The sequence below is a fragment of the Bifidobacterium sp. LH_730 genome, assembly GCF_056355835.1.
This window is the reverse complement of the sequence record NZ_JBKETB010000002.1, coordinates 162,544-182,034: the sequence shown is the minus strand read 5'-3', so window position 1 is coordinate 182,034 and position 19,491 is coordinate 162,544. Positions and strand designations below refer to the sequence as shown.

General features: G+C 64.8%; 16 protein-coding genes and 1 other RNA gene. All 17 read left to right on the top strand.

Features of this window, described 5'->3' with window-relative positions; genetic code table 11:
- Positions 1–151 precede the first annotated feature (151 nt).
- The 17 genes from mraZ to AC1AUD_RS03400 all read left to right on the top strand — a co-directional run bounded on the left by mraZ (position 152) and on the right by AC1AUD_RS03400 (position 19,389).
- Positions 152–655, top strand: a complete 504-nt coding sequence (gene mraZ / locus AC1AUD_RS03480; protein WP_476572568.1) for a division/cell wall cluster transcriptional repressor MraZ — start codon at positions 152–154, stop codon at positions 653–655.
- Positions 655–1,902 (top strand): 16S rRNA (cytosine(1402)-N(4))-methyltransferase RsmH, encoded by a 1,248-nt coding sequence (gene rsmH, locus AC1AUD_RS03475; RefSeq protein ID WP_476572121.1) that lies wholly within the window; start codon positions 655–657, stop codon positions 1,900–1,902. The genes mraZ and rsmH overlap by 1 nt, the downstream gene beginning before the upstream one ends.
- Positions 1,899–2,390 carry a cell division protein FtsL gene (gene ftsL, locus AC1AUD_RS03470; RefSeq protein WP_476572119.1) on the top strand — a complete coding sequence of 164 codons (492 nt, stop codon included), beginning with the start codon at positions 1,899–1,901 and terminating at the stop codon, positions 2,388–2,390. The genes rsmH and ftsL overlap by 4 nt, the downstream gene beginning before the upstream one ends.
- Complete coding sequence (locus AC1AUD_RS03465) at positions 2,387–4,192, top strand: peptidoglycan D,D-transpeptidase FtsI family protein (protein WP_476572117.1); 1,806 nt, start codon at positions 2,387–2,389, stop codon at positions 4,190–4,192. The genes ftsL and AC1AUD_RS03465 overlap by 4 nt, the downstream gene beginning before the upstream one ends.
- A gap of 36 nt (positions 4,193–4,228) precedes the next feature.
- Positions 4,229–5,113: a UDP-N-acetylmuramyl peptide synthase gene (locus AC1AUD_RS03460; protein WP_476572115.1), complete on the top strand. Its 885-nt coding sequence runs from the start codon at positions 4,229–4,231 to the stop codon at positions 5,111–5,113.
- Positions 5,114–5,200: 87 nt separating this feature from the next.
- Positions 5,201–6,775, top strand: a complete 1,575-nt coding sequence (locus AC1AUD_RS03455; RefSeq protein ID WP_476572113.1) for a UDP-N-acetylmuramoyl-tripeptide--D-alanyl-D-alanine ligase — start codon at positions 5,201–5,203, stop codon at positions 6,773–6,775.
- Complete coding sequence (gene mraY, locus AC1AUD_RS03450; protein ID WP_476572111.1) at positions 6,772–7,878, top strand: phospho-N-acetylmuramoyl-pentapeptide-transferase; 1,107 nt, start codon at positions 6,772–6,774, stop codon at positions 7,876–7,878. The genes AC1AUD_RS03455 and mraY overlap by 4 nt, the downstream gene beginning before the upstream one ends.
- Before the next feature lie 103 nt (positions 7,879–7,981).
- Complete coding sequence (gene murD / locus AC1AUD_RS03445) at positions 7,982–9,433, top strand: UDP-N-acetylmuramoyl-L-alanine--D-glutamate ligase (protein WP_476572109.1); 1,452 nt, start codon at positions 7,982–7,984, stop codon at positions 9,431–9,433.
- Complete coding sequence (gene ftsW / locus AC1AUD_RS03440; RefSeq protein WP_476572107.1) at positions 9,420–10,769, top strand: putative lipid II flippase FtsW; 1,350 nt, start codon at positions 9,420–9,422, stop codon at positions 10,767–10,769. Before murD ends, ftsW begins: the two co-directional genes overlap by 14 nt.
- A 27-nt stretch (positions 10,770–10,796) precedes the next feature.
- On the top strand, positions 10,797–11,969 hold the full coding sequence (locus tag AC1AUD_RS03435; protein ID WP_476572105.1) for a UDP-N-acetylglucosamine--N-acetylmuramyl-(pentapeptide) pyrophosphoryl-undecaprenol N-acetylglucosamine transferase: 1,173 nt from the start codon (positions 10,797–10,799) through the stop codon (positions 11,967–11,969).
- Positions 11,970–12,084: 115 nt separating this feature from the next.
- On the top strand, positions 12,085–13,620 hold the full coding sequence (murC, locus tag AC1AUD_RS03430; RefSeq protein WP_476572567.1) for a UDP-N-acetylmuramate--L-alanine ligase: 1,536 nt from the start codon (positions 12,085–12,087) through the stop codon (positions 13,618–13,620).
- Positions 13,617–14,756, top strand: a complete 1,140-nt coding sequence (locus AC1AUD_RS03425) for a cell division protein FtsQ/DivIB (protein WP_476572103.1) — start codon at positions 13,617–13,619, stop codon at positions 14,754–14,756. Before murC ends, AC1AUD_RS03425 begins: the two co-directional genes overlap by 4 nt.
- A gap of 113 nt (positions 14,757–14,869) precedes the next feature.
- Positions 14,870–15,268, top strand: a transfer-messenger RNA (tmRNA) gene (gene ssrA, locus AC1AUD_RS03420).
- A gap of 191 nt (positions 15,269–15,459) precedes the next feature.
- A complete protein-coding gene (locus AC1AUD_RS03415) occupies positions 15,460–16,812 on the top strand; it encodes a tyrosine-type recombinase/integrase (RefSeq protein ID WP_476572101.1) in 1,353 nt (450 codons plus the stop codon).
- The gene (locus tag AC1AUD_RS03410; protein WP_476572099.1) at positions 16,805–17,347 is read left to right on the top strand and encodes a hypothetical protein; all 543 of its coding nucleotides are present in this window, start codon (positions 16,805–16,807) and stop codon (positions 17,345–17,347) included. The genes AC1AUD_RS03415 and AC1AUD_RS03410 overlap by 8 nt, the downstream gene beginning before the upstream one ends.
- A gap of 112 nt (positions 17,348–17,459) precedes the next feature.
- Positions 17,460–17,738 (top strand): excisionase family DNA-binding protein, encoded by a 279-nt coding sequence (locus tag AC1AUD_RS03405; protein WP_476572097.1) that lies wholly within the window; start codon positions 17,460–17,462, stop codon positions 17,736–17,738.
- Positions 17,739–18,042: 304 nt separating this feature from the next.
- Positions 18,043–19,389: a hypothetical protein gene (locus AC1AUD_RS03400; protein ID WP_476572095.1), complete on the top strand. Its 1,347-nt coding sequence runs from the start codon at positions 18,043–18,045 to the stop codon at positions 19,387–19,389.
- Positions 19,390–19,491 lie beyond the last annotated feature (102 nt).

Genomic DNA, 19,491 nt, shown 5'->3' with positions numbered 1-19,491 from the left:
CGCGGTTGCGCCCGGGGTGGAACTGTCCCTAAAAAGACATCGAATACACGACTCGGTGGGGAGAAATGGGGAGGCGTGGGGTAAAGTGGTGAAACAGTGCGGTCGGAGTGTACCCAAAAGCGGCGAAAGGAGGTGTCGGATGGTCGAAAATATGGTTGGAACGCAGGCGGACGAGGGGACGCAGACCTCCGGCATCGGTGCCTTCGCCGGCCTGCCCGCCCTGCTGCTGGGCACCTACACGCCGAAGATCGACGCCAAGGGGCGCATGGCCCTGCCCGCCAAATTCCGCCCGCAGCTGGGACAGGGGCTGGTCATGGCCCGCGGGCAGGAGCGTTGCGTCTACCTGCTGCCGGTCGACGAGTTCCGCCGCATCGCCATGCAGATCCAGCGCACATCGCTGGGCAACAAGGCCGCGCGCGAATACCTGCGCGTCTTCCTGTCCGGCGCCACCGACCAGACCCCCGACAAGCAGGGACGCGTCCTGGTGCCGCAGATGCTGCGCGACTATGCGAATCTCACGGATGACATCGTCGTGATCGGCGTCGGCACGCGCGCCGAGATCTGGGACCGCGCCGCCTGGGAATCCTATTTGAATGAGAAGGAACAGGGATATTCCGATATCGCCGACGACGTGCTGCCGGAGGTGGAGTTCTGATGGGGCGCGCGAGGATGGCCGCGCAGGCCAGAAGAGGCGCGGGAAGGCTCGAGGCCAAGACCGCCGAGCAGATCGCGGCCGGCGCGGGGCGGGTGCATCGACCGGTGATGCTTGACGAATGCGTCGAGTTGGTCACCGGCGGCATCGACGGCACGCATGCGGACGGCGCCGTGATCGTGGACTGCACGCTGGGACTGGCCGGGCATGCCATCGCCTTCCTCAAGGCCGCGCCGGCCGCGCGGCTGATCGGCATCGACCGCGATGCCGAGGCGCTTGCGCTGGCCACGCGCCGCATGGCCGACGAGGGACTGGCCGACCGCTTCACGCCGGTGCACGCCGCCTTCGACGACTTCGCAGGGGTGCTCGACGCACAAGGCGTCGATCGCATCGACGCCGCCTTCATGGATCTGGGATTGTCCAGCCTGCAGATCGACGAGACCGCACGCGGCTTCTCCTATTCCCACGACGGTCCGCTCGACATGCGCATGGACGCCGCGCAGGAGCTCACCGCCGCCCGTGTGCTCGCCGAATACGACGAGGCGGACCTGGCCCGGATATTCAAGGACTACGGCGAGGAACGCTTCGCCCGTCAGATCGCACGGGCCGTCGTGCGCCGTCGCGACGAGGGCGGGGAACCGCTCGAAACCTCCTCCCAGCTCGTCGACCTGGTCTCCGCGACGATCCCGGCCTCCCGACGAGCCGCCGGCAACCCGGCCAAACGCGTCTTCCAAGCACTGCGCATCGAGGTGAACGGCGAGCTCGACAAGCTGGCGGCCACGTTGCCGACCATCGCCCTGCGCCTCAAGGTCGGCGGCCGCATCGTCGTCGAGTCCTACCACTCGCTCGAGGACCGCACGACCAAGGCGTTCATGGCGCAGGGGCTCGCCATCGACGCCCCGGCCGACATGCCCGTCGTCCCGCCCGAGGCCATGCCCTTCTTCACCCCGTTGACGCGCGGCGCGCTCAAGGCCAGGCCCGAGGAGATCGAGGTCAATCCGCGCTCCGCCTCGGTCAGGCTCCGCGCCGTGGAACTCTCCCGCGAACTGCCCGAACGGGCGCTGAGGCGCTTCGGGCGGCCGCCGGCCCCCGACGAACGGGCGGGCGGCGGCCATGCCGGGCAACCCAACCGCCACGGCAAACGGACGCAGACGCAATCCAAGTCCCGCGCGGGCCATTCGAACCATACGAACCATACGAATACCAAGCGCACACAGCCAACCGACGACAGAGGGGAGCGGCGAGCATGACGGCATCATCCGCACGCCCCGTGCGCTCCGCACGTTCGGCACGCTCCGGCGCTGCCTCCGCCGCGCGCCGTCCCGAGGGCAAGCCCGCGGCCAGGCCGGCCGCCGAGCCGAGCCGCCCCCAGCTCAATGTCATCGCCGGCGCCCGGGCCCAGGGGAAGGGACTGGCCGAAGGCATCGGGCGCGTCATCAGCTGGACCCGCCGCCGCAACACCCCGTTGCTGCACATCGTCGTCGCCGTCGCCTTCCTCGTGGCCACGCTGCTTGGCGCGCTTGCCCTGCGCACCCAGATGGTGAGCAATTCCTTCGAGGCCTCTCAGATCGAGCAGCGCATCGCCCGCCTCACGCAGGACGTGGAGGACGACCAGGCCAAGCTCGACGCCCTCGAGGCCAAGCTGCCCGACAAGGCGCAGAAGATGGGGATGGTGCCCCAGTCAGGCTCGCTGACGATCGACCTCAACGGATACCAGCCATCGGAAGGCGCGCGATGATATCGAAGCTCAGGAAGTTCGCCAAGGCGAGGGCCTATGCGTTCCGCATCCTCGTCATCGTCACCGTGCTCGCCTTCGTGGCCGCCGGATGCCTGGTCAAGCTCGCCACCGTGCAGCTGCTCGACGGACAATCCATGGCGCAGGCCGCCACCCAGTCGCGCACGATCCCGGTGACGATCAACGCCAAGCGCGGCCGCATCCTCGATGCCAACGGCAAGGTGCTGGCGCAGAGCGTCGAACGATACAACGTCATCGGCAATCCCGAGGCCGCGGCGACCTTCACGCCGATCACCTGCGGCTCGCGCCAGGCGAAGGTCGCCGGATACTGCCATAAGATCAAGGGGCGCCCGGTCGGGGCCACCGGCGCGGCCGCCGTGGCGCGCCTGCTGGCCACCGTCCTCGACATGAACGCGATGGAACTGGGCGGCACGCTCTCCGGCTCCGGCCAATACGCGATGATCAAACGCGATGTGGAGCCCTCCGTCATGCGCCGCATCGAGAACCTGCATCTGGGCGGCGTCGTCTACGGCGAGCTGTCCAGCGAACGCGTCTACGCCAACGGCACGCTGATGGGCGCGCTGCTCGGCGGCGTCGACTCCGAGGGCGAGGGCGTGGCCGGCATCGAACAGATCGAGGACAAGCGCCTGACCGGCACCGATGGCGTCAAGGTCTACCAGCAGGGCGGCGGCGGCGAGGAGATCCCCGGCACCGTCACCGAGTCCAAGGACGCCGTCGACGGCTCCGACGTGTCCCTGACCATCGACGCCGACGTGGATTGGTATGTCAAGAAGGTGCTCAAGGACGCCAAGGAGGAATACAAGGCCGACTGGGTGCTCGCGGTCGTGCAGGAGGCCGCCACCGGCCGCATCGTCGCGCTCGAGGACACCGACGAATACGAGGCCGGCTCCGACGAGGCGAAGATGAACGTCTCGCGCGCCGTCTCGCAGACCTTCGAACCCGGCTCGATCGGCAAGGTCATCACGATGGCCGGGCTCGTGCAGGAGGGCCTGCACCAGGCGGGCGACAAGTTCACCGTTCCCGACAAAATCACCGTCGACGGGCAGACCTACGAGGACGCCAGCAACCATGGCGCCGAGCATTGGACGCTCGCCGGCATCATCGAGCAGTCCTCCAACGTCGGCACCGTCATGGCCTCCGACAAATACTCCAACGAGAAGCGATACGAATTCCTCACCAAGTTCGGCATCGGCCAGAAGTCGGCCCTGGGGCTGCCCGGCGAGTCGCAGGGCGTGCTCTACGAACCGGGCGACTGGGACGGGCGCACGCAGAACACCGTCCTGTTCGGCCAAGGTTACATGACCAATGCGATCCAGCTGAACAACGCGGTCGCCATCATCGCCAACAAGGGCATCAAGCGCGATCAGACGATCATCAAATCCGTCACCGACGCGAACGGGCATGTCATCGAGACGCCCGTGCCCGCCGGCGAGCGCGTGATCGACGAGGCGACCGCCGCGCAGGTGAGCAACGCGATGGAATCCGCCTCCGCCCACTACGAGCAGTTCGTCAAGGTTCCCGGATACCGCATCGCGGCCAAGTCCGGCACCGCCGAGGTCGCAGGCCCCGACGGCCGCCTGACCTCGGTGATCTCCGATTGGTCCGCGATCATCCCTGCCGACAACCCGCGGTTCGTGGTGACGGTGGTGATGAAGGATCCGCAGGGCCAGTATGGCGGCCTCACGGCCGGTCCGGTGTTCGCCAAGATCGGTGAATTCCTTATGCAGAAATACGATGTGCCTGTTTCCCAGCCGCGCCAGGATGCTATTCCGGTGACGTGGTGAGCCAAGGCCCGCAGAAGAGAACGAGAGGCTTTTCAGATGAGCGCTGTCAGTGAGTCCGTCACGCAACGGATGACCCTGGGCACCCTGGCTCAGCGCTATGGGTTCGACCTAGCGCCGTCCTTCGCGGGCGCCGTGACGATCACGTCCCTGGCGGACGACATAGATTCGATCCGTCCGGGCGCGCTCTACATCCCATCCCGTTCCGTCGACGTCGAGCGCCTGGCGCAGGCGCAGGAGCGCGGAGCATATGCGGCGCTGGTGCCCCATGCGATGCGCTCGGCCGGCGCCGGAATCGGTCTGCCGCTGCTGTTCGCCGAGCCGACCGCCGCCCAGCTGGGGCGGCTGGCGGGGGAGCTGGCCGGCAATCCCTCCTCGCAACTGGCGGTGTTCGCCGTCGCCGGCCCCACTCCCGAGGGCGTCGAATCGGCCGTGCGCCGCACCGCGCGTGTGCTGCATATGCTCGGCAATCCGGTCGGCATCGTCAGCGCCTACGGATCGTCCTCGTTGGAGCGGCAGCTGGGGCTTGGATATCCGCTGTCGATCCTCGACGTGCAGCGCACGCTGGCGGTATGCGCCGAGGACGGCGCGGTGGCCATGGTCGTCGCTCTTGACGGACGCACGCTGTCGGATGGAGCGTTGAGCGGCGTGAACGTGGATGTGCTCGGTGCCGTGGGCGCGGTGTCGGGACAAGGCGCGGGGCCTGCAGAGCGCATGCGCGCCCGCTTCGGCTTCGATGGGCCCGCGCAGGGCGGCACCACCGTGCGCACGGCCGAATCCGACGCATTGGTCGCCCAGGCGGCTCCGGATATGGAGCATTCGGAACGGATGGAGCTGTCGTTGGCGATATCGATGATGCTGGCCGCCGGCGTGCGCAGGAACAACATCAGGAACGCGCTGAGGGTGTCCGACGAGCTGGGATGACGGCTGGGGCCGTCTTCGGGACGGATCGGACACGTGGGATGGACATGGTTGCGCCGGTGCGCGCGAGGGAAGGAGAACGAAGGCCATATGATGCGGATGAGCGTGGCGCAGGTCGCCGATTCCGTCGAGGGCGGGATGGTGACGCCGGCGGACGTCGATGCCGAGGCGACATTCGCCGATGCCGCCGTCAGCGATTCGAGGCAGGTGACGGACGGATCGGTGTTCGTCGCCATCGTCGGAGAGCGCGTCGACGGCCATGACTTCGTGTCCGCGGCCGCGCGCCAAGGCGCCGTGGCCGCCATCGTGGAGCACGAGGTGGAGGACGCCGGCCTGATTCAGATCGTCGTGGATGATGCGGTGCGGGCGCTCGGGCGTTTGGCCAAGCGCAATCTTGAGCTTCGCCGCGCGGCCGCCGGCGAGTTCTCGATCATCGGCATCACCGGCTCGGTCGGCAAGACCACCACCAAGGACATGCTCGCCTCGATGCTGGCCCATCTGGGCTCCGTCGTCGCGCCGGTCGGCTCGTTCAACAACGAGATCGGCCTGCCGCTGACCGCGCTCAAGGTGGGGGAGGGCACGCGTTTCCTCGTCGCCGAGATGGGCGCGAACCATATCGGCGAAATCGCCGGACTGACCGCCATCGCGCCGCCCGATGTGGCCGTGGTGCTCAAGGTCGGCGTGGCCCATCTGGGCGAATTCGGCGGCGTCGAACATATCGCCCAGGCCAAAAGCGAAATCGTGCGCGGACTGGTGCCGGGGGGCACGGCCGTGCTCAACGCCTGCGACGGGCATGTGGCCGCGATGGCTTCGATCGCCCCGGGCAAGGTGGTGCGCTTCGGACTTGAGGGCGAGGCCATTGACGGCGCGACGCTGGATGTGTCGGCCTCGGGCGTCGAGACGGACGGCCTTGACCGCCCGCGGTTCACGATGACGATGAAGGGGGACGGGAGCGAAGCGCTGCCCGTGGCCCTGTCGATTCCCGGCGCGCACAATGTGATGAACGCGCTGGCCGCCGCCTCCGTGGCCTCGTTGATGGGCATGACGCCGGCCGCCATCGCCGAGGCGCTGAAGGATGTGGCCCGCATCAGCCCGCACCGCATGGCCATCGGCGAGGTGGAACGCGAGGGCGCGGAGTTCACGCTGATCGACGATTCCTTCAATGCCAACCCCGATTCGATGCGCGCCGGCCTCGACGGTTTGGCCCGCTGGGCCGGTTCCGGTTCGGATGCGGACGATGCCAAGCCATTCCGCGTGGCCGTGCTCGGCGCGATGCTCGAGTTGGGCGGCGACGAAACCGCGTTGCACGCCGCCATCGGCAGGGACGCCGCCGAACTTGGCCTCGATGCGATCGTGGCCGTCGGCTCGTCCAGCGACCCGCATTTCGATGCCTTGGCCGCCGCGCTGGCCTCCGGCGCATCCGACGTTGCCGCAGCCGGCGGCCATACCGAGGTCGTCCACGCGCAAGACATCGACGAAACCGATCGCCATGTGCTGGAGCTGGCCCGCAAGCATCCCCATACCGTGGTCCTGCTCAAGGGATCCCATGCCTCGGGCCTCAACGCCCTGGCCGAACGCTGGGTGCCGTCGGCGCGGACCGAGGCGACCCACGTCGCCAACCCGTGCGCCCCCGCCACCGTGACGGAAACGGAAGGAGAGCGATGATCGCGCTCATCATAGGAATGCTGGTGTCGCTGGTCGTCACCATCGTCGGCACCCCGCTGCTCATCCGCCTGGTGCACCGGCTCCACTACGGCCAGTACATCCGCCAGGACGGGCCCCAATCCCATCTGGTCAAGCGCGGCACCCCGACCCTGGGCGGCGTCGTCATCAACCTGGCCATCGTGGCCGGTTGGGCCGCCTCGGCGCTCTACCGTTTCCTGCGCAACGGCGACGTGCCCTCGCCATCCGCGCTGCTCGTGCTCTTCGCGATGCTGTCGATGGGCGCGCTCGGTTTCATCGACGATTTCGCCAAGGTGCGCAAGAAGCAGAACGAGGGACTGACCGTGGCCGGCAAATTCACCGGCCAGTTCATCCTCGCCACCATCTATGCGGTGCTCTCCCTGCTCATCCCGACCAAATCCGGCTTCCCCAGCGCCCAGGCGGGCATGAGCTTCATCGAGACCCCGTTCCTCAGCTTCGAATTCGCCGGCCGCGTCGTGTCGATCATCCTGTTCGTCGTGTGGGTCAACTTCCTCATGGCCGCGTGGACGAACGCCGTGAACCTGACCGATGGCCTCGACGGCCTGGCCGCCGGCTCGTCGATGATCGCCTTCACCGGATACGGCATCATCGCCTTCTGGGAGAGCTGCCACATCAAGGGCGGCGGGCACGAGGGCTTCAGCTATGCCGTCTCCGATCCGCTTGATCTGACCATCATCGCCGTGTGCGCGGCCGTCGCCTGCTTCGGGTTCCTCTGGTACAACACGAATCCCGCGCAGATCTTCATGGGCGACACCGGCTCGCTGGCCCTGGGCGGCCTGTTCGCCGCGATGTCGATCGCCACGCACACCGAATTCCTCGCCGTCATCGTCGGCGGACTCTATGTGATCGAGGCGATGAGCGACGTGATCCAGGTCGGCTCCTTCAAACTCACCCACCGCCGCGTCTTCAAGATGGCGCCGATCCATCACCATTTCGAATTGCTCGGATGGCAGGAATCGAAGGTCGTCGTCCGCTTCTGGATGATCGAGCTGATGTTCGTGCTCATCGGCTTGGTGCTGTTCTACGGCGACTGGGTGACGCGCTCGGGATTGCTGTTCAGCTGACGGCGGACGGACGCGCCGCCGGCCGCCGGCGCTCCGCGTGCTATGACGGATATGGTCGGCCGGCCCGCCGCGGGCGTCGGCCGAGGAACCCTTGGAAAGGAACATGGTCATGGATATCGATGGCAGGACGGTAGTGATCGCCGGGCTCGGCGTGTCGGGCACGAGTCTGGCCGAGGTGCTGCGTGAGCGCGGCGCGAAGGTGATCGGCGTCGACGAGCGCAAGCCCGGGGCCGACTTGAAGTCCTTCGATCAGGTGGATTGGGGCCATGTCGACTATGTGATGGCCTCGCCGGTGTTCAATCCGCGCACGCCGTTCATCCTCGAGGCGCAGCGCCGCGGCATCCCGGTGATGAGCGAGGTCGAGTTCGCATGGCGGCTGCGCGCGGACAACGCGCGCACCGGCAAGCCTGCCCCGTGGATCGGCATCACCGGCACCAACGGCAAGACCTCGACCACCGAGATGACCTCCGCGATGCTTGGCGCCTGCGGCCTCGACGCGCCGACCGCCGGCAACATCGCCTCGGGCGACATGTCGATGTCGCTGTCCCGTTGCGCCACGAATCCGGCGCATGACGCGCTGTGCGTGGAGCTGAGCTCCTTCCAGATGCACTTCACCGACTCTCTTGAGCTGGATTGCGCGGCGATCACCAATATCGCCGATGACCATCTCGACTGGCACGGCGGCCGCGAGAACTATGCGGCCGACAAGGCCAAGGTCTTCCACGGCGTCAAGCGCGCGCTGGTCTACAACGGCGACGATCCGGCCGTCACGGCCAAAGCGCTCGAGGCCGAGGTCGCCGAGGGATGCCTGCGCGTCGGCTTCACGCTCGGCGTTCCGGCCGAGGGACAGATCGGCGTCGAGGACGGATGGATTGTTGATAAGAGCGGCGTCACCGGAGGCGAGGCCGGACAGTCCCGCCGTCTGGCGCGGCCGACCGAGTTCTCGCACTTAAGCGAGCCGGATGGCACGATCTATCCCCACCTGCTTGCCGATGCGCTTGCCGCGCTCGCCCTGGCCACCGGGCTGGGGGCCGATGTCGACCATTGCCTCGATGCCCTCAAGGCCTTCGCCCCCGGCGGACACCGCATCGCCACCGTCGCCACTGCCCAGGTGGAGGGCGGCGCCATCCGCTTCGTCGACGATTCGAAGGCCACCAACGGCCATGCCGCCAAGGCCTCGCTGTCGAGCTTCCCCGACCATTCGGTCGTGTGGATCGCCGGAGGACTCGCCAAGGGCAGCAGGTTCGAGGACCTCATCGCCGCCCAGGCGCATACGCTCAAGGCCGCCGTCGTCATCGGCCGCGACCAGGCGCCGATGCTCGAGGCGCTTGCCGCCGAAGCCCCGGAGGTTCCGGTCACCGTCGTCGACCCCGAGCCGAACGACACCGTGATGGCGCGCGCCGTCGACGCCTGCGGCGCATATGCCTCCGCCGGCGACGTGGTGCTCATGGCCCCGGCCTGCGCCTCGATGGACCAGTTCAAGTCATATGCCGATCGTGGCGACCGTTTCGCCGACGAAGCGCGGCGTTGGGCGGGCGAGCATGGCCGGGTCTGACCGGCGGGGCCGGAGCTCGCGAGGCAGGGCCGGCGCGTCCGGCAAGGCCGGCAAGCCCGGCACAAGCGGCGCGTCGGTTGCGCGGCGCGTGCGGAAAGGTCGTGTCGCGGCTTCCGGCGCCGGCACAGGCGTCGGAGCCGGCAGAAACGGCATCGACGAAGCCGAGGAACTGTCCTTCGGCCAATACACCGGCATCCGCGCCCTGCTCAACCCACTGTGGTGCTATCACGGCTTCCGCGTCGCGGTGGCCGCGCTCACCGGCTTCGGCATCATCATGGTGTTCTCCAGCTCCTCGGTGGATATGGTCTCCAAGGGCGCCTCGCCCTTCAGCCAGGCCCTGAGCCAAGGCGTGTACTGCATCCTCGGCATCGTCATCGCGCTGATCGCCAGCCGTCTGCCCACGCGTTTCTACCAGCGTGTGAGCCTCGGTGCCGTCGGCGTCGCGATGTTCCTGCAGGTGCTCACCCTGACGCCACTCGGCACCGGCGGCGAGGAATACGGCAACTCCGGATGGATCGCCATCGGCGGCTTCAGCATGCAGCCTGCCGAGGTCGTCAAATTCGCCCTATGCCTCTGGCTGCCCGTATCCCTGCGCGTCTGCCGCAGACGATTCGAGAAGGAAGGCATCAAGGCCTATCTGTGGCCCGCCGGCGTCTTCGGGGCGTGTCTGGTCCTGGTCGTCGCCGGCAAGGACGTCGGCACCGCCCTGATTATCGTCTTCATCGGCGTGGCCGCCTTCCTCATCGGAGGAGTGCCCTTCAAATGGTTCGCGCTCGGCGGTGTCTTCGTCGTCGTCGGCATCCTCGCGCTGGTCATCACCAGTCCCAACCGCATGCGCCGCATCATGGCCACCTATAGCGATTGCACGGGCGCCGACGCGCAGGATGTCTGCTTCCAGTCGCTGCATGCCAAATACGCGATGGCCTCCGGCGGCTTCCTTGGCGTCGGTATCGGCAATTCGCGTGAGAAATGGCAGTATCTGCCCGCCGCCCACAACGACTTCATCTTCGCGATCATCGGCGAGGAGACCGGATTCGTGGGCGCCTCGCTTGTCATCCTGCTGTTCGTCGTGCTCGGCTGGTGCATGGTCGCGGTCGCCCTGCAGACCCGCGACCGCTATGTGTCGATGGCGCTGGTGTGCATCACGGTCTGGTTCGTCGGGCAGGGCTTGGTCAACATCGGCGTCGTCGTCGGCGTGTTCCCGGTGCTCGGCGTGCCGATGCCCTTCGTCTCCGCCGGCGGATCCTCGCTCATCATGTGCCTGGCCGCGGCCGGCGTCGTCTGCGCGATGATGCGCACGCAGCCGCAGATCAAAGCCTCCCTTGCCCGCGTGTGAGGCGGGCGACGACTAGACTCGAGTGGTATGAGCAAGCAACATCCGCACATCGTCCTCGCCGGCGGCGGCACCGCCGGACACGTCAACCCATTGCTGTCGGTCGCCGACGCGATCCTCCGGATCGACCCGGAGGCCGCCGTCAGCGTCATCGGCACCGCCGTCGGGTTGGAGAAGGACCTTGTGCCGGCCGCCGGATACGAGCTCGACGCCATCGACAAGGTTCCCTTCCCCCGCCGGCCGAACCTTGACGCGCTGAAATTCCCGTTGCGCTGGAAAAGGGAGACTGCCCGCGTGCGCGATATCCTGATCCGCTGCCAAGCCGACGCCGTCGTCGGATTCGGCGGATACGCCGCCGCCCCGGTCTATGCCGCCGCACATCGCATGGGGCTGCCGGTCGCCATCCACGAGTCGAATGCGCGCGCCGGCATGGCCAACAAACTCGGCGCACGCTGGGCGGATTACATCGGCGTCGTCTATGACGGCTGCGGACTCGCCGCCAAGCAGGGCGCGCGTCTCGAACGCGTCGGCCTGCCGCTGCGCCCGCCGATCGCCGCGCTTGCATCCCGCATCCAGGAGGATCGGGACGCCGCGCGCCATGAGGCGGCCGAGGCGTTGGGCGTCGATCCCAACCAGCCGCTGGTGCTGGTCACCGGCGGCTCGCTGGGCGCCGTCAGCCTCAACCGCGCGGTGGCCGGTGCCGCCGGCAATCTGCTCGAATACGCGCAGGTGATCCATCTGACGGGCCGCGGCAAGATGGACGAGGTCAGGCAACTCGTGACCTCCGGCGCGGGCCAGGCCGCCTTCACCGGTTTGGGACCTGACCATGCGCATGATGGCGATTATCACGCCGCCGAATACCTGGAACGCATCGATCTTGCCTTCGCCTGCGCCGACCTCGTGGTCTGCCGCTCCGGCGCCGGCATGGTGTCCGAATTGACCGCGCTCGGCCTGCCCGCCGTCTATGTGCCGCTGCCCGTCGGCAACGGCGAGCAGCGGTTCAACGCGCAGCCGGTCGTCGAAGCCGGAGGCGGACTGCTGATCGCGGACGCCGACCTCGACGCGCAGTGGGTGCGCGACCATGTGCCCCAGCTGCTCGCCAACCCCGAGGCGCTCGCCGAACTCGGGCGCAGGGCGTGGGGATACGGCATCCGGGACGCGGCCGACACCATGGCCCGGCGGGTGCTCGACTTGGTTCACTGAATCCCGCCGCCGTCGGGCGCGCGGACCATAATGATATTCGTTTTGACGACCGATCCGAAGGGAGCATACGGTGTCGCAGACGCACGAACCGGCACAATCCATCGTTCTCGATCCCATGAAGGCCGCGTTCGGCGCGGACGAAACCGTGGGAATGTTGGGTCGCACCCATTTCATCGGCATCGGGGGAGCGGGCATGAGCGTGCTCGCCGAGATGCTGCATGAGCAGGGCGTCGAGGTCGACGGCTCCGACCGCGAGGAAGGCTCCAAAACCGCGCGGCTCGAGGGACTTGGCATTACCGTCGAGATCGGCCAGCGCGCACAGAACGTCGAGGGCGCCTCGACAGTTGTCTATTCGAGCGCCATCAAGCCCGACAATCCCGAGATCGTGGCCGCCGCGGCGGCCGGCGCGCGCATCGTGCACCGCAGTGATATCCTCGCCCTGCTGATGAACGGCCGACGCGCCGTCACCGTGGCCGGCGCGCATGGCAAGACCACGACCAGCTCGCTGCTCGCGCATATCCTCGTACATGCCGGCGAAGGCGGCCTCGCCGACCCCAGCTATGCGATCGGCGGCTCCATCCAAGGCCCCGACGGCGCCACCCTTGACGGCGGGCATGCCGGGCGCGGCAATGTGCTCGTGGCCGAGGCCGACGAATCCGACGGCAGCTTCGGCAAATACCGTCCCGACATCGCGATCATCACCAACGCCGAGGCCGACCATCTCGACCATTACGGCGATCAGGAGCATTACCGCGCTGCCTTCGTCGATCATGCCGGACATGCCAAGGGGCATGTGATCCTCTGCATCGACGACGAGGGGGCGCTCGCCGTGCTGCGCGCGCTCGACCCGTCCGTCGCGGCCCGCGTTATCGCCTATTCGACGCAGCCGATCGAATCGTACGGCGGAGCTTCCGGACTGTGCGGCGCGGCATTCGCGCGCATCGAGTCCGAGAGTGAATCCGCCGGATCGGGCGCCGAATGCTTCGTGCTTGACCTGCCCGCCTCGCTTGGCGGCGGCGATGAGCCCGCCCGCCGCGTGAATGTGGAGCTGGCCGTGCCGGGACTCCACAATGCGCGCAATGCCTCCGCGGCGATCATCGCCGCCACGCTGCTGGGCATGGATCCGGACCGCGCCGCCAAGGCGGCCGGCTCCTTCCTCGGCGCCGCCCGCCGCTTCCAGATCCGCGGCGTCACCAAGCAGGTGACCGTCGTCGATGACTACGCGCACCATCCCACCGAAATCGCCGCTCTGCTCGACGCGGCCCGTCGCCGCTATCCCGATTCGACGATCCGCGTGATCTTCCAGCCGCATCTGTTCAGCCGCACCCGGTTCTTCGCGCTTCAGTTCGCGGAGGCGCTCGCCAAGGCCGACGACGTGATCGTCAGCGGCGTGTTCCCGGCCCGCGAGAAGCAGGACGATTTCCCCGGCGTCGGCGCCTCCACCATCGTCGAAGCGGCCGCAGGCGTGGCGCATGAGCCCGCCGAGGGCTGGATCCAGGCCGTCGAGGATATGGAGCTGGCCGCGCGCATGATGGCGATGCGCGCCCACCACGGCGACGTGGTGTTCACCGTCGGCGCCGGCGACATCACCGCCATGGGGCCGGTGCTGCTGCACGCGCTCGAGGCGCACCGCGAGGGTTGCGAGGCATGAGCCGACGCGTCGTCTCCTCTGGTTCCGGCGCGGGCGAGGAACCGGACCGTCGCCCACGCACCATCGTCTCCGGCGGCGACGCGGCGAAGGACGTCGCGAAGGAGTCTGGCGGCGGCCGACGTTCCAAGGGCTCCGCACGCTCGTCACGCGGTTCCGCGCATGGCGAACGAGGGCGCGGAACCAAGGGCAAGAACGCGTCCGGAGCAGTCCGGTCCGTGTCATCTTCCTCGGCATCTGCGGAAGACCCGGGCTCCGAGAACGCCGCGCTTGTGGAACGCAGCGCCCCCGGAGCCTTCGTCGACGCGCGGGCACTCGATAGCGAGGACTTGGTCTCCCGCACGCTTGAGGAAACCTCCGGGCCGCTGGGACTGGTCACCCGGCCCAAGGTCGTCGATTTCTCCGCGCGGCTCAAGGAGAGACGCAAGGCCAACGCCCGCGTCATCGCCGTGCGCTCGCTCGCCGCGCTCGCCGCCATGGCAGCGCTCGCAGGCCTCACATGGCTGCTGTTCTTCTCCCCGGTGCTCCGGCTCGAATCCTCCGGCATATCGGTGTCCGGTGCCAACGAATGGGTGAGTGAATCCCAGGTGCGCGGCATCGCCGATCAGCAGACCGGCAAATCCCTGTTGTTGGTCTCGTCGAAGGATGTGGTCGATCAGATCAAGGACATCCCCGGCGTCACCGAGGCCAAAGCCTCCAAATCCTTCCCGCACGGACTTGAAGTGACCGTCAGCGCGCAAAAGCCGGCCGCGATGCTCAAGGCCGGAGACACGCTCACCGCCGTCGACCGGCAGGGGCGGGTACTCAACTCGGTCGAGGGCGCTTCGGTCGACGGCATCCCGGTGATCGAAGTGAACGACGTCGATCGCGGGCTCAAGAACCGAGCCGTCCGCCAAGCGTTGAGGATACTGGCCTCCCTGCCCGAGTCCCTGCGCACGCAGATCACCAAGGTCAGCGCGAAGACCCAGGACTCGGTGACCACCGAGCTGAACGGCGGCCAGCGGCGCATCGTATGGGGCGACGCCTCGGATCTGAAGCTCAAGAAAGCCGTCATCGACAAGATCATCAACGACCCCAACGTGATCGGCGACAAAACGCAGGTCGATGTCTCCGCGCCCCTGCGGCCCATCATCAAATAACGTTGGCGGGGCATATCGCCGGCAGCGTAAACCCGCGCCACTTGTCGCGGACGTGGCAGGGGAGTATAGTGGGTTGGTCGGCCGGATTCGACCGGAGTTTGATAATTCAATATGGGGCTGATCGGTTTCGACGGTGACCTGTTCGTCGCAGGGAAGCGTGCCGAGAACGCAGGGTCCGCTCGTGGATGTCCCCTGCAAAAGAATAAGTGCTAAATCTAACCGCACTGAGTTCGCTCTCGCTGCCTGATGCTTCGCGCTCGGGAATAACCAGTGAGCAGCCGCTCCGTTCACCTTCTTTCGTCTTCGGGGAAGTGCTGAGCGTCGTTAAGAAGACTTGCCTTGCCGCCTGAGCCACAGGGGCGTTAAGGGACTTTAACTGCGGATATGCCCGCCAACAGTCGTCTGCGACATAGTTGGGGGCAGAAAAACCGCCGCATGGCCAGCAGACTACGCACGTAGAAGACTGGGAGTACGGTCGCCGGACCGGGGTTCAATTCCCCGCAGCTCCACTCCAAGGGTTTTGACCAAGCGTTGAAACCCCTTTTTCATACCGTAAACCACTGTGTTTATTGGCTTTATTGCTTGTTTCAGGGTATCATGGGGTTACGAAGGTTTGCGAACGAAGATGACGTGAAATGAACTCTATGGGTACCATCTTAGGTACCAGTTGAAACATATTGGTACCTAGGGGACGGAGGAAGGTATGGCAAAGCAGGCAGCTCGCGGCACCAATTCCGTGAACGGGCGCGGCAGCATCGCCAAAATAACCGTCAACGGCAAGCCTGCTGGATATCGTGCCAAGGTTCAGGACCCGAATCGTCCCGGTAAGTACATTACTAAGCGGTTTAAGATCGGTCAGAAAGAATTGGCTAACGCTTGGCTCAAGAACGAGATAGGCGAGATCGATAGGGCCGCTTCTCTGGGGATCCCGTACATTCCTCCGAGCGAGCGTAAGCAGTCTGAAGCCGTCAAGGCCTTGACGTTCCGTGAGTATGCCTTGCAATATCTGACTGATTATCGTTCCCCGGCTACTGGCGAGAAGGTGCGCGAAAGCACCATGCGCAACAAGCGTGTCACGATTGGACACCTGATTGACTATTTTGGCGATACGTTGTTGAGGGATATCAAGACCAAGGACATTCGCGCATGTCTGGATGTTATCGGCGAGATAGGGCCATATCCGCGCAAGCGTGCCCTGCAAGAGCTCAGAGCCATGATGCGGCTGGCTGCTATGGACACGGATGAGCGGCCGGCATTGATTGATCGAAACCCCTGCGAGGGCGTTCCGCTGCCATCAACGCCCGACAGCGAGCAAGCGAAGATTCCGCCTGCCACGCCTGAAGAAATACAAGTTATGTATGAGGCTATGCCGGAGTACACGCGTATTGCCGTTCTGATGGCCGTGGCGTTCGGTTTGCGCATCAGCGAGGCGTGTAGCCTGCAAGTACGGGACGTCGATTTGAAGCACAAGCGTTTGTATGTGCGGCATGGTCTGGAGCGCGGTGAAGGCGATGTAGGCGAATATCATCTTGCGCCCACGAAAACGGAGGCTTCTAACGCGGATGTTCCCATTCCCGACGCGCTTATCGAAGTCTTGCGTCGACATATCGCCGACCATTGCGATGTGTCGGATGATGCCATGTTGTTGCGGCCGGAGAAATCCACGATTCTGAGTCCGAACACACTGCGCAAACAATTCGCCATCGCCCGCGAAAAGGCCGGACGGCCTGATCTGCATTTCCATACGCTCAGAGCGACCTACGATGACAGAGTGTCGCGAGAGGCGGAGAACGCTAAAGAATACATGGCCGCCACTCGCCGCAGCGACGTTGCCACTGGCATCGAACACTATCAGCGCACCAACGACGACCGGCAACGTGAGCTGGTGAACAAAGCATATGACAAGCTGGTCAAAGGCCCGCGCACCGTTGAAACCGTTCGCCGTGAACTCGAAGAGACGGAAACTGCGTTGGCGTGTCTACAGACTCGACGGGAAGCGTTGAGAAAAGAACTGGAAGCGCTCACGAGCGCGGAAATGGAGAAGAATCGTGACTGAAACAGCCGACGAAGCCGATAAGGTGTTCACGCACCGGACAGACGAAGCGATGGAATATGTACCGTATCGGTTGGTCAGGAATGACTTGAAACCGAAACATGAAGATTCGAACGGGGAGGTGGTAATGCATATTTACAAGAGAATCCCCGATAGCGTAGAGGTGCTGCCTGATGGTACGCCAGTGGAATATCACAACCGAGATGCGGAGCCGATTGAACGCATTACTGCGAATATCGAAGGACGAAAGATTTGCGTGGCGGAGGTCTACCGTACCGACGTAGCAGAGGAATTTGCAGTAAAGGTTCTTCCGCTTAAGGCGGGATACAACGAAACAAGAAAACTAGCCCGGAAAGGCGCGTTCTTAGATCGATTGCATGGCAGGATAGCAACACCCGTCGGCTTTGGTGGTGCGATGTTCATTTTGGATGCTTCTATCAGTAAATCAACGGTAGAAATTGCGCGTGGCAGAGCTATACGCGATATATGGGAGATTCTTCGCTATCATTCGTATGTCGCGAAAAATGTGGTAAACTGACAGATGCCGCAGTGGGCCAAGGGTGCGGAGAAAAGCATATCCTTGCGTCGCCCATGTAATTGAACTGTGAGTATGTGGCCTCACCTTCCATGAAATTGGAGGTAAGGCCGTTATGCCTACCAGAAATATTCTAAGCGGGTATGTTCCTGACACTTTTACGGTTCGACAGGTCGCAGAGAAACTTAATTGCACGACGAGGCATGTTCAAGAGCTTATGTATTCGGGCGTATTGCCCTACTACAAGCCCAGTAGCCGTCTGTGCTTGATTCCGGTTGAAGCCGTTCAGACGATATTTAGAACTCCCGCCAACGACGCCATCCTACAGCCCAAAGCTAAAAAGATAGCCCAAAGCATTGCGCTCGCTGCTTCTGAAGGTGGTGAGCAAAAATGAACCGCCAGAACATCATGCGAGGCAACATCCCAGCGGTATCAAAAACGATTCCCATTATAGCCGATAGGCCTGATGGCATCCATCCTGATTACGTAATCAACGTGGGGACAAGCGTTGCCAGAGTGATGAACAGCTACCCCAGTTCCCAAGACGTCACAGAAGAGCTTCAACGTGCGGATAGTCGTCTGAGGTTGGATGACTTTAGTAAGCGATACGGCTACGCGGGAATGACTCGCGACCGTAGGGAAGAATTACGGCGGGTGACTGCTTGGATGCGCGGAATGCTCAGGGAGGTGGCCTAACGATGAACGAACAACGGTTCTGGGATAGCAGTTCGACGCTGCGCTATGTGTTCGATTATGCGAGAGCCAAGCAGGTTGCGCCGTGGGCCACGCTGTTCGTAGTGCTGGCGCGCATATCGGTTGCGGTCCCGCCGTATGTGGTCACGTCGCCGTTGGTCGGTAGCGAGTGCGGTTCGTTGAACGTATTCGTCGGCATACTAGGTCCTAGCGGCATGGGCAAGGGGCTGACCACGGGCGTGGCCCGTAGTCTGGTGCCCGATATCCGAAAGGCGACGACCGCGCAGCCCGCTTCGGGTGAGGGCGTTCCTGCCATGTTCGTGGCGAGGAAACCTCAGGATGAAGGCGACCGACAGGATTCCGTGACGGTGTGCTTGAATTGCCGTGCCTTGTTGGACGTTCCGGAGATAGCCGTGTTGGGTGGCAACAGTAGGCGTCAAGGATCCATCCTGACTCCGATGCTCACCAGCGCGTGGTCCGGCGAGGACTTGGGGTGCTTCACCAAGAATGAAGCCAACCGGTACACAGTACCCCAGTATGGGTATCGGCTTTCCCTTGTCACCGGCGTACAGCCCGCGAACTTGGGCTTGATTCTGGACGAGGACGGTACCGGTCTGCCCCAACGGTTCCTGTTCGCACCGGTGACTGACATGGAAGCGCCCGACACGCCGCCTGAGTCGCCGTTTGGTGGCCCGTTCCCGTTCGACACGTCGTCGCTGCCGGAGGATATGTCGCCGAATGCGCTGGACGCGTTGTATCAGGCCGGTGGCCGATACGACATGCTGAACCACGGCGAAACGGGCTACCCGCTGACAGTAATGCAATATCCTCAAGTTGCTTATGCGGAGGCGACGCGCGTTCGTGCGGAGGCTTTGCACGGCAGAGTGTCGGATCCACTCGACGCGCACCGTCTTGGTCTGAAAACCAAAGCCGCCGCCTTGCTGGCGATCCTCAACCATCCCGACAGCCCGTTGGAGGTGACGGAACCGGACTGGACACTGGCCGATTACGTCTACGAGAAGTCCACCCAGTTCCGGACCGAAGCCATCCAGCAGGCCGATAGACTCGAACGCGACCGGAAGGCCAAAGCAATGGCCTTGGACGACGAGGCAAGAGCCGAAGCCGACAGCCGCAAGGCAGAGCGCGTGAAGAACACCGTGCTGAACCATCTAGCCAAGCATGATCCGGACAGACTGGGTGTGGCAGGTTGGAAGCTCAGCAATGCCGTGAGAAGCGCCGACCGCAAGGGCGGCTATGTCTATCACATGCTGGAGGAACTGCGAGAGGAAGGTAAGGTGACCTCGGCAGGCAGCGCCGATTCCAAGTCGGCCACATGGTCACGATGCGACTAACCACCGGTCCTAGCGCCCTAGTGTCCTAATTGGCGTTATTCCGCCATTCTGCGCGTCCTAGTCACCCGTCCTAGTATGTTCCACTAGGACAGTCACCGAAAA

Excerpts from the sequence above, each read along its gene's own strand:
- rsmH (WP_476572121.1), top strand. The coding sequence starts at position 655 with ATGGGGCGCGCGAGGATGGCCGCGCAGGCCAGAAGAGGCGCGGGAAGG.
- AC1AUD_RS03415 (WP_476572101.1), top strand. The coding sequence starts at position 15,460 with ATGGCAAAGCAGGCAGCTCGCGGCACCAATTCCGTGAACGGGCGCGGC.
- AC1AUD_RS03425 (WP_476572103.1), top strand. The coding sequence starts at position 13,617 with ATGAGCCGACGCGTCGTCTCCTCTGGTTCCGGCGCGGGCGAGGAACCG.
- AC1AUD_RS03435 (WP_476572105.1), top strand. The coding sequence starts at position 10,797 with ATGAGCAAGCAACATCCGCACATCGTCCTCGCCGGCGGCGGCACCGCC.
- ftsW (WP_476572107.1), top strand. The coding sequence starts at position 9,420 with ATGGCCGGGTCTGACCGGCGGGGCCGGAGCTCGCGAGGCAGGGCCGGC.
- AC1AUD_RS03465 (WP_476572117.1), top strand. The coding sequence starts at position 2,387 with ATGATATCGAAGCTCAGGAAGTTCGCCAAGGCGAGGGCCTATGCGTTC.
- ftsL (WP_476572119.1), top strand. The coding sequence starts at position 1,899 with ATGACGGCATCATCCGCACGCCCCGTGCGCTCCGCACGTTCGGCACGC.
- mraZ (WP_476572568.1), top strand. The coding sequence starts at position 152 with ATGGTTGGAACGCAGGCGGACGAGGGGACGCAGACCTCCGGCATCGGT.
- mraY (WP_476572111.1), top strand. The coding sequence starts at position 6,772 with ATGATCGCGCTCATCATAGGAATGCTGGTGTCGCTGGTCGTCACCATC.
- AC1AUD_RS03460 (WP_476572115.1), top strand. The coding sequence starts at position 4,229 with ATGAGCGCTGTCAGTGAGTCCGTCACGCAACGGATGACCCTGGGCACC.
- AC1AUD_RS03400 (WP_476572095.1), top strand. The coding sequence starts at position 18,043 with ATGAACGAACAACGGTTCTGGGATAGCAGTTCGACGCTGCGCTATGTG.
- AC1AUD_RS03405 (WP_476572097.1), top strand. The coding sequence starts at position 17,460 with ATGCCTACCAGAAATATTCTAAGCGGGTATGTTCCTGACACTTTTACG.
- murC (WP_476572567.1), top strand. The coding sequence starts at position 12,085 with ATGAAGGCCGCGTTCGGCGCGGACGAAACCGTGGGAATGTTGGGTCGC.
- AC1AUD_RS03455 (WP_476572113.1), top strand. The coding sequence starts at position 5,201 with ATGATGCGGATGAGCGTGGCGCAGGTCGCCGATTCCGTCGAGGGCGGG.
- murD (WP_476572109.1), top strand. The coding sequence starts at position 7,982 with ATGGTCATGGATATCGATGGCAGGACGGTAGTGATCGCCGGGCTCGGC.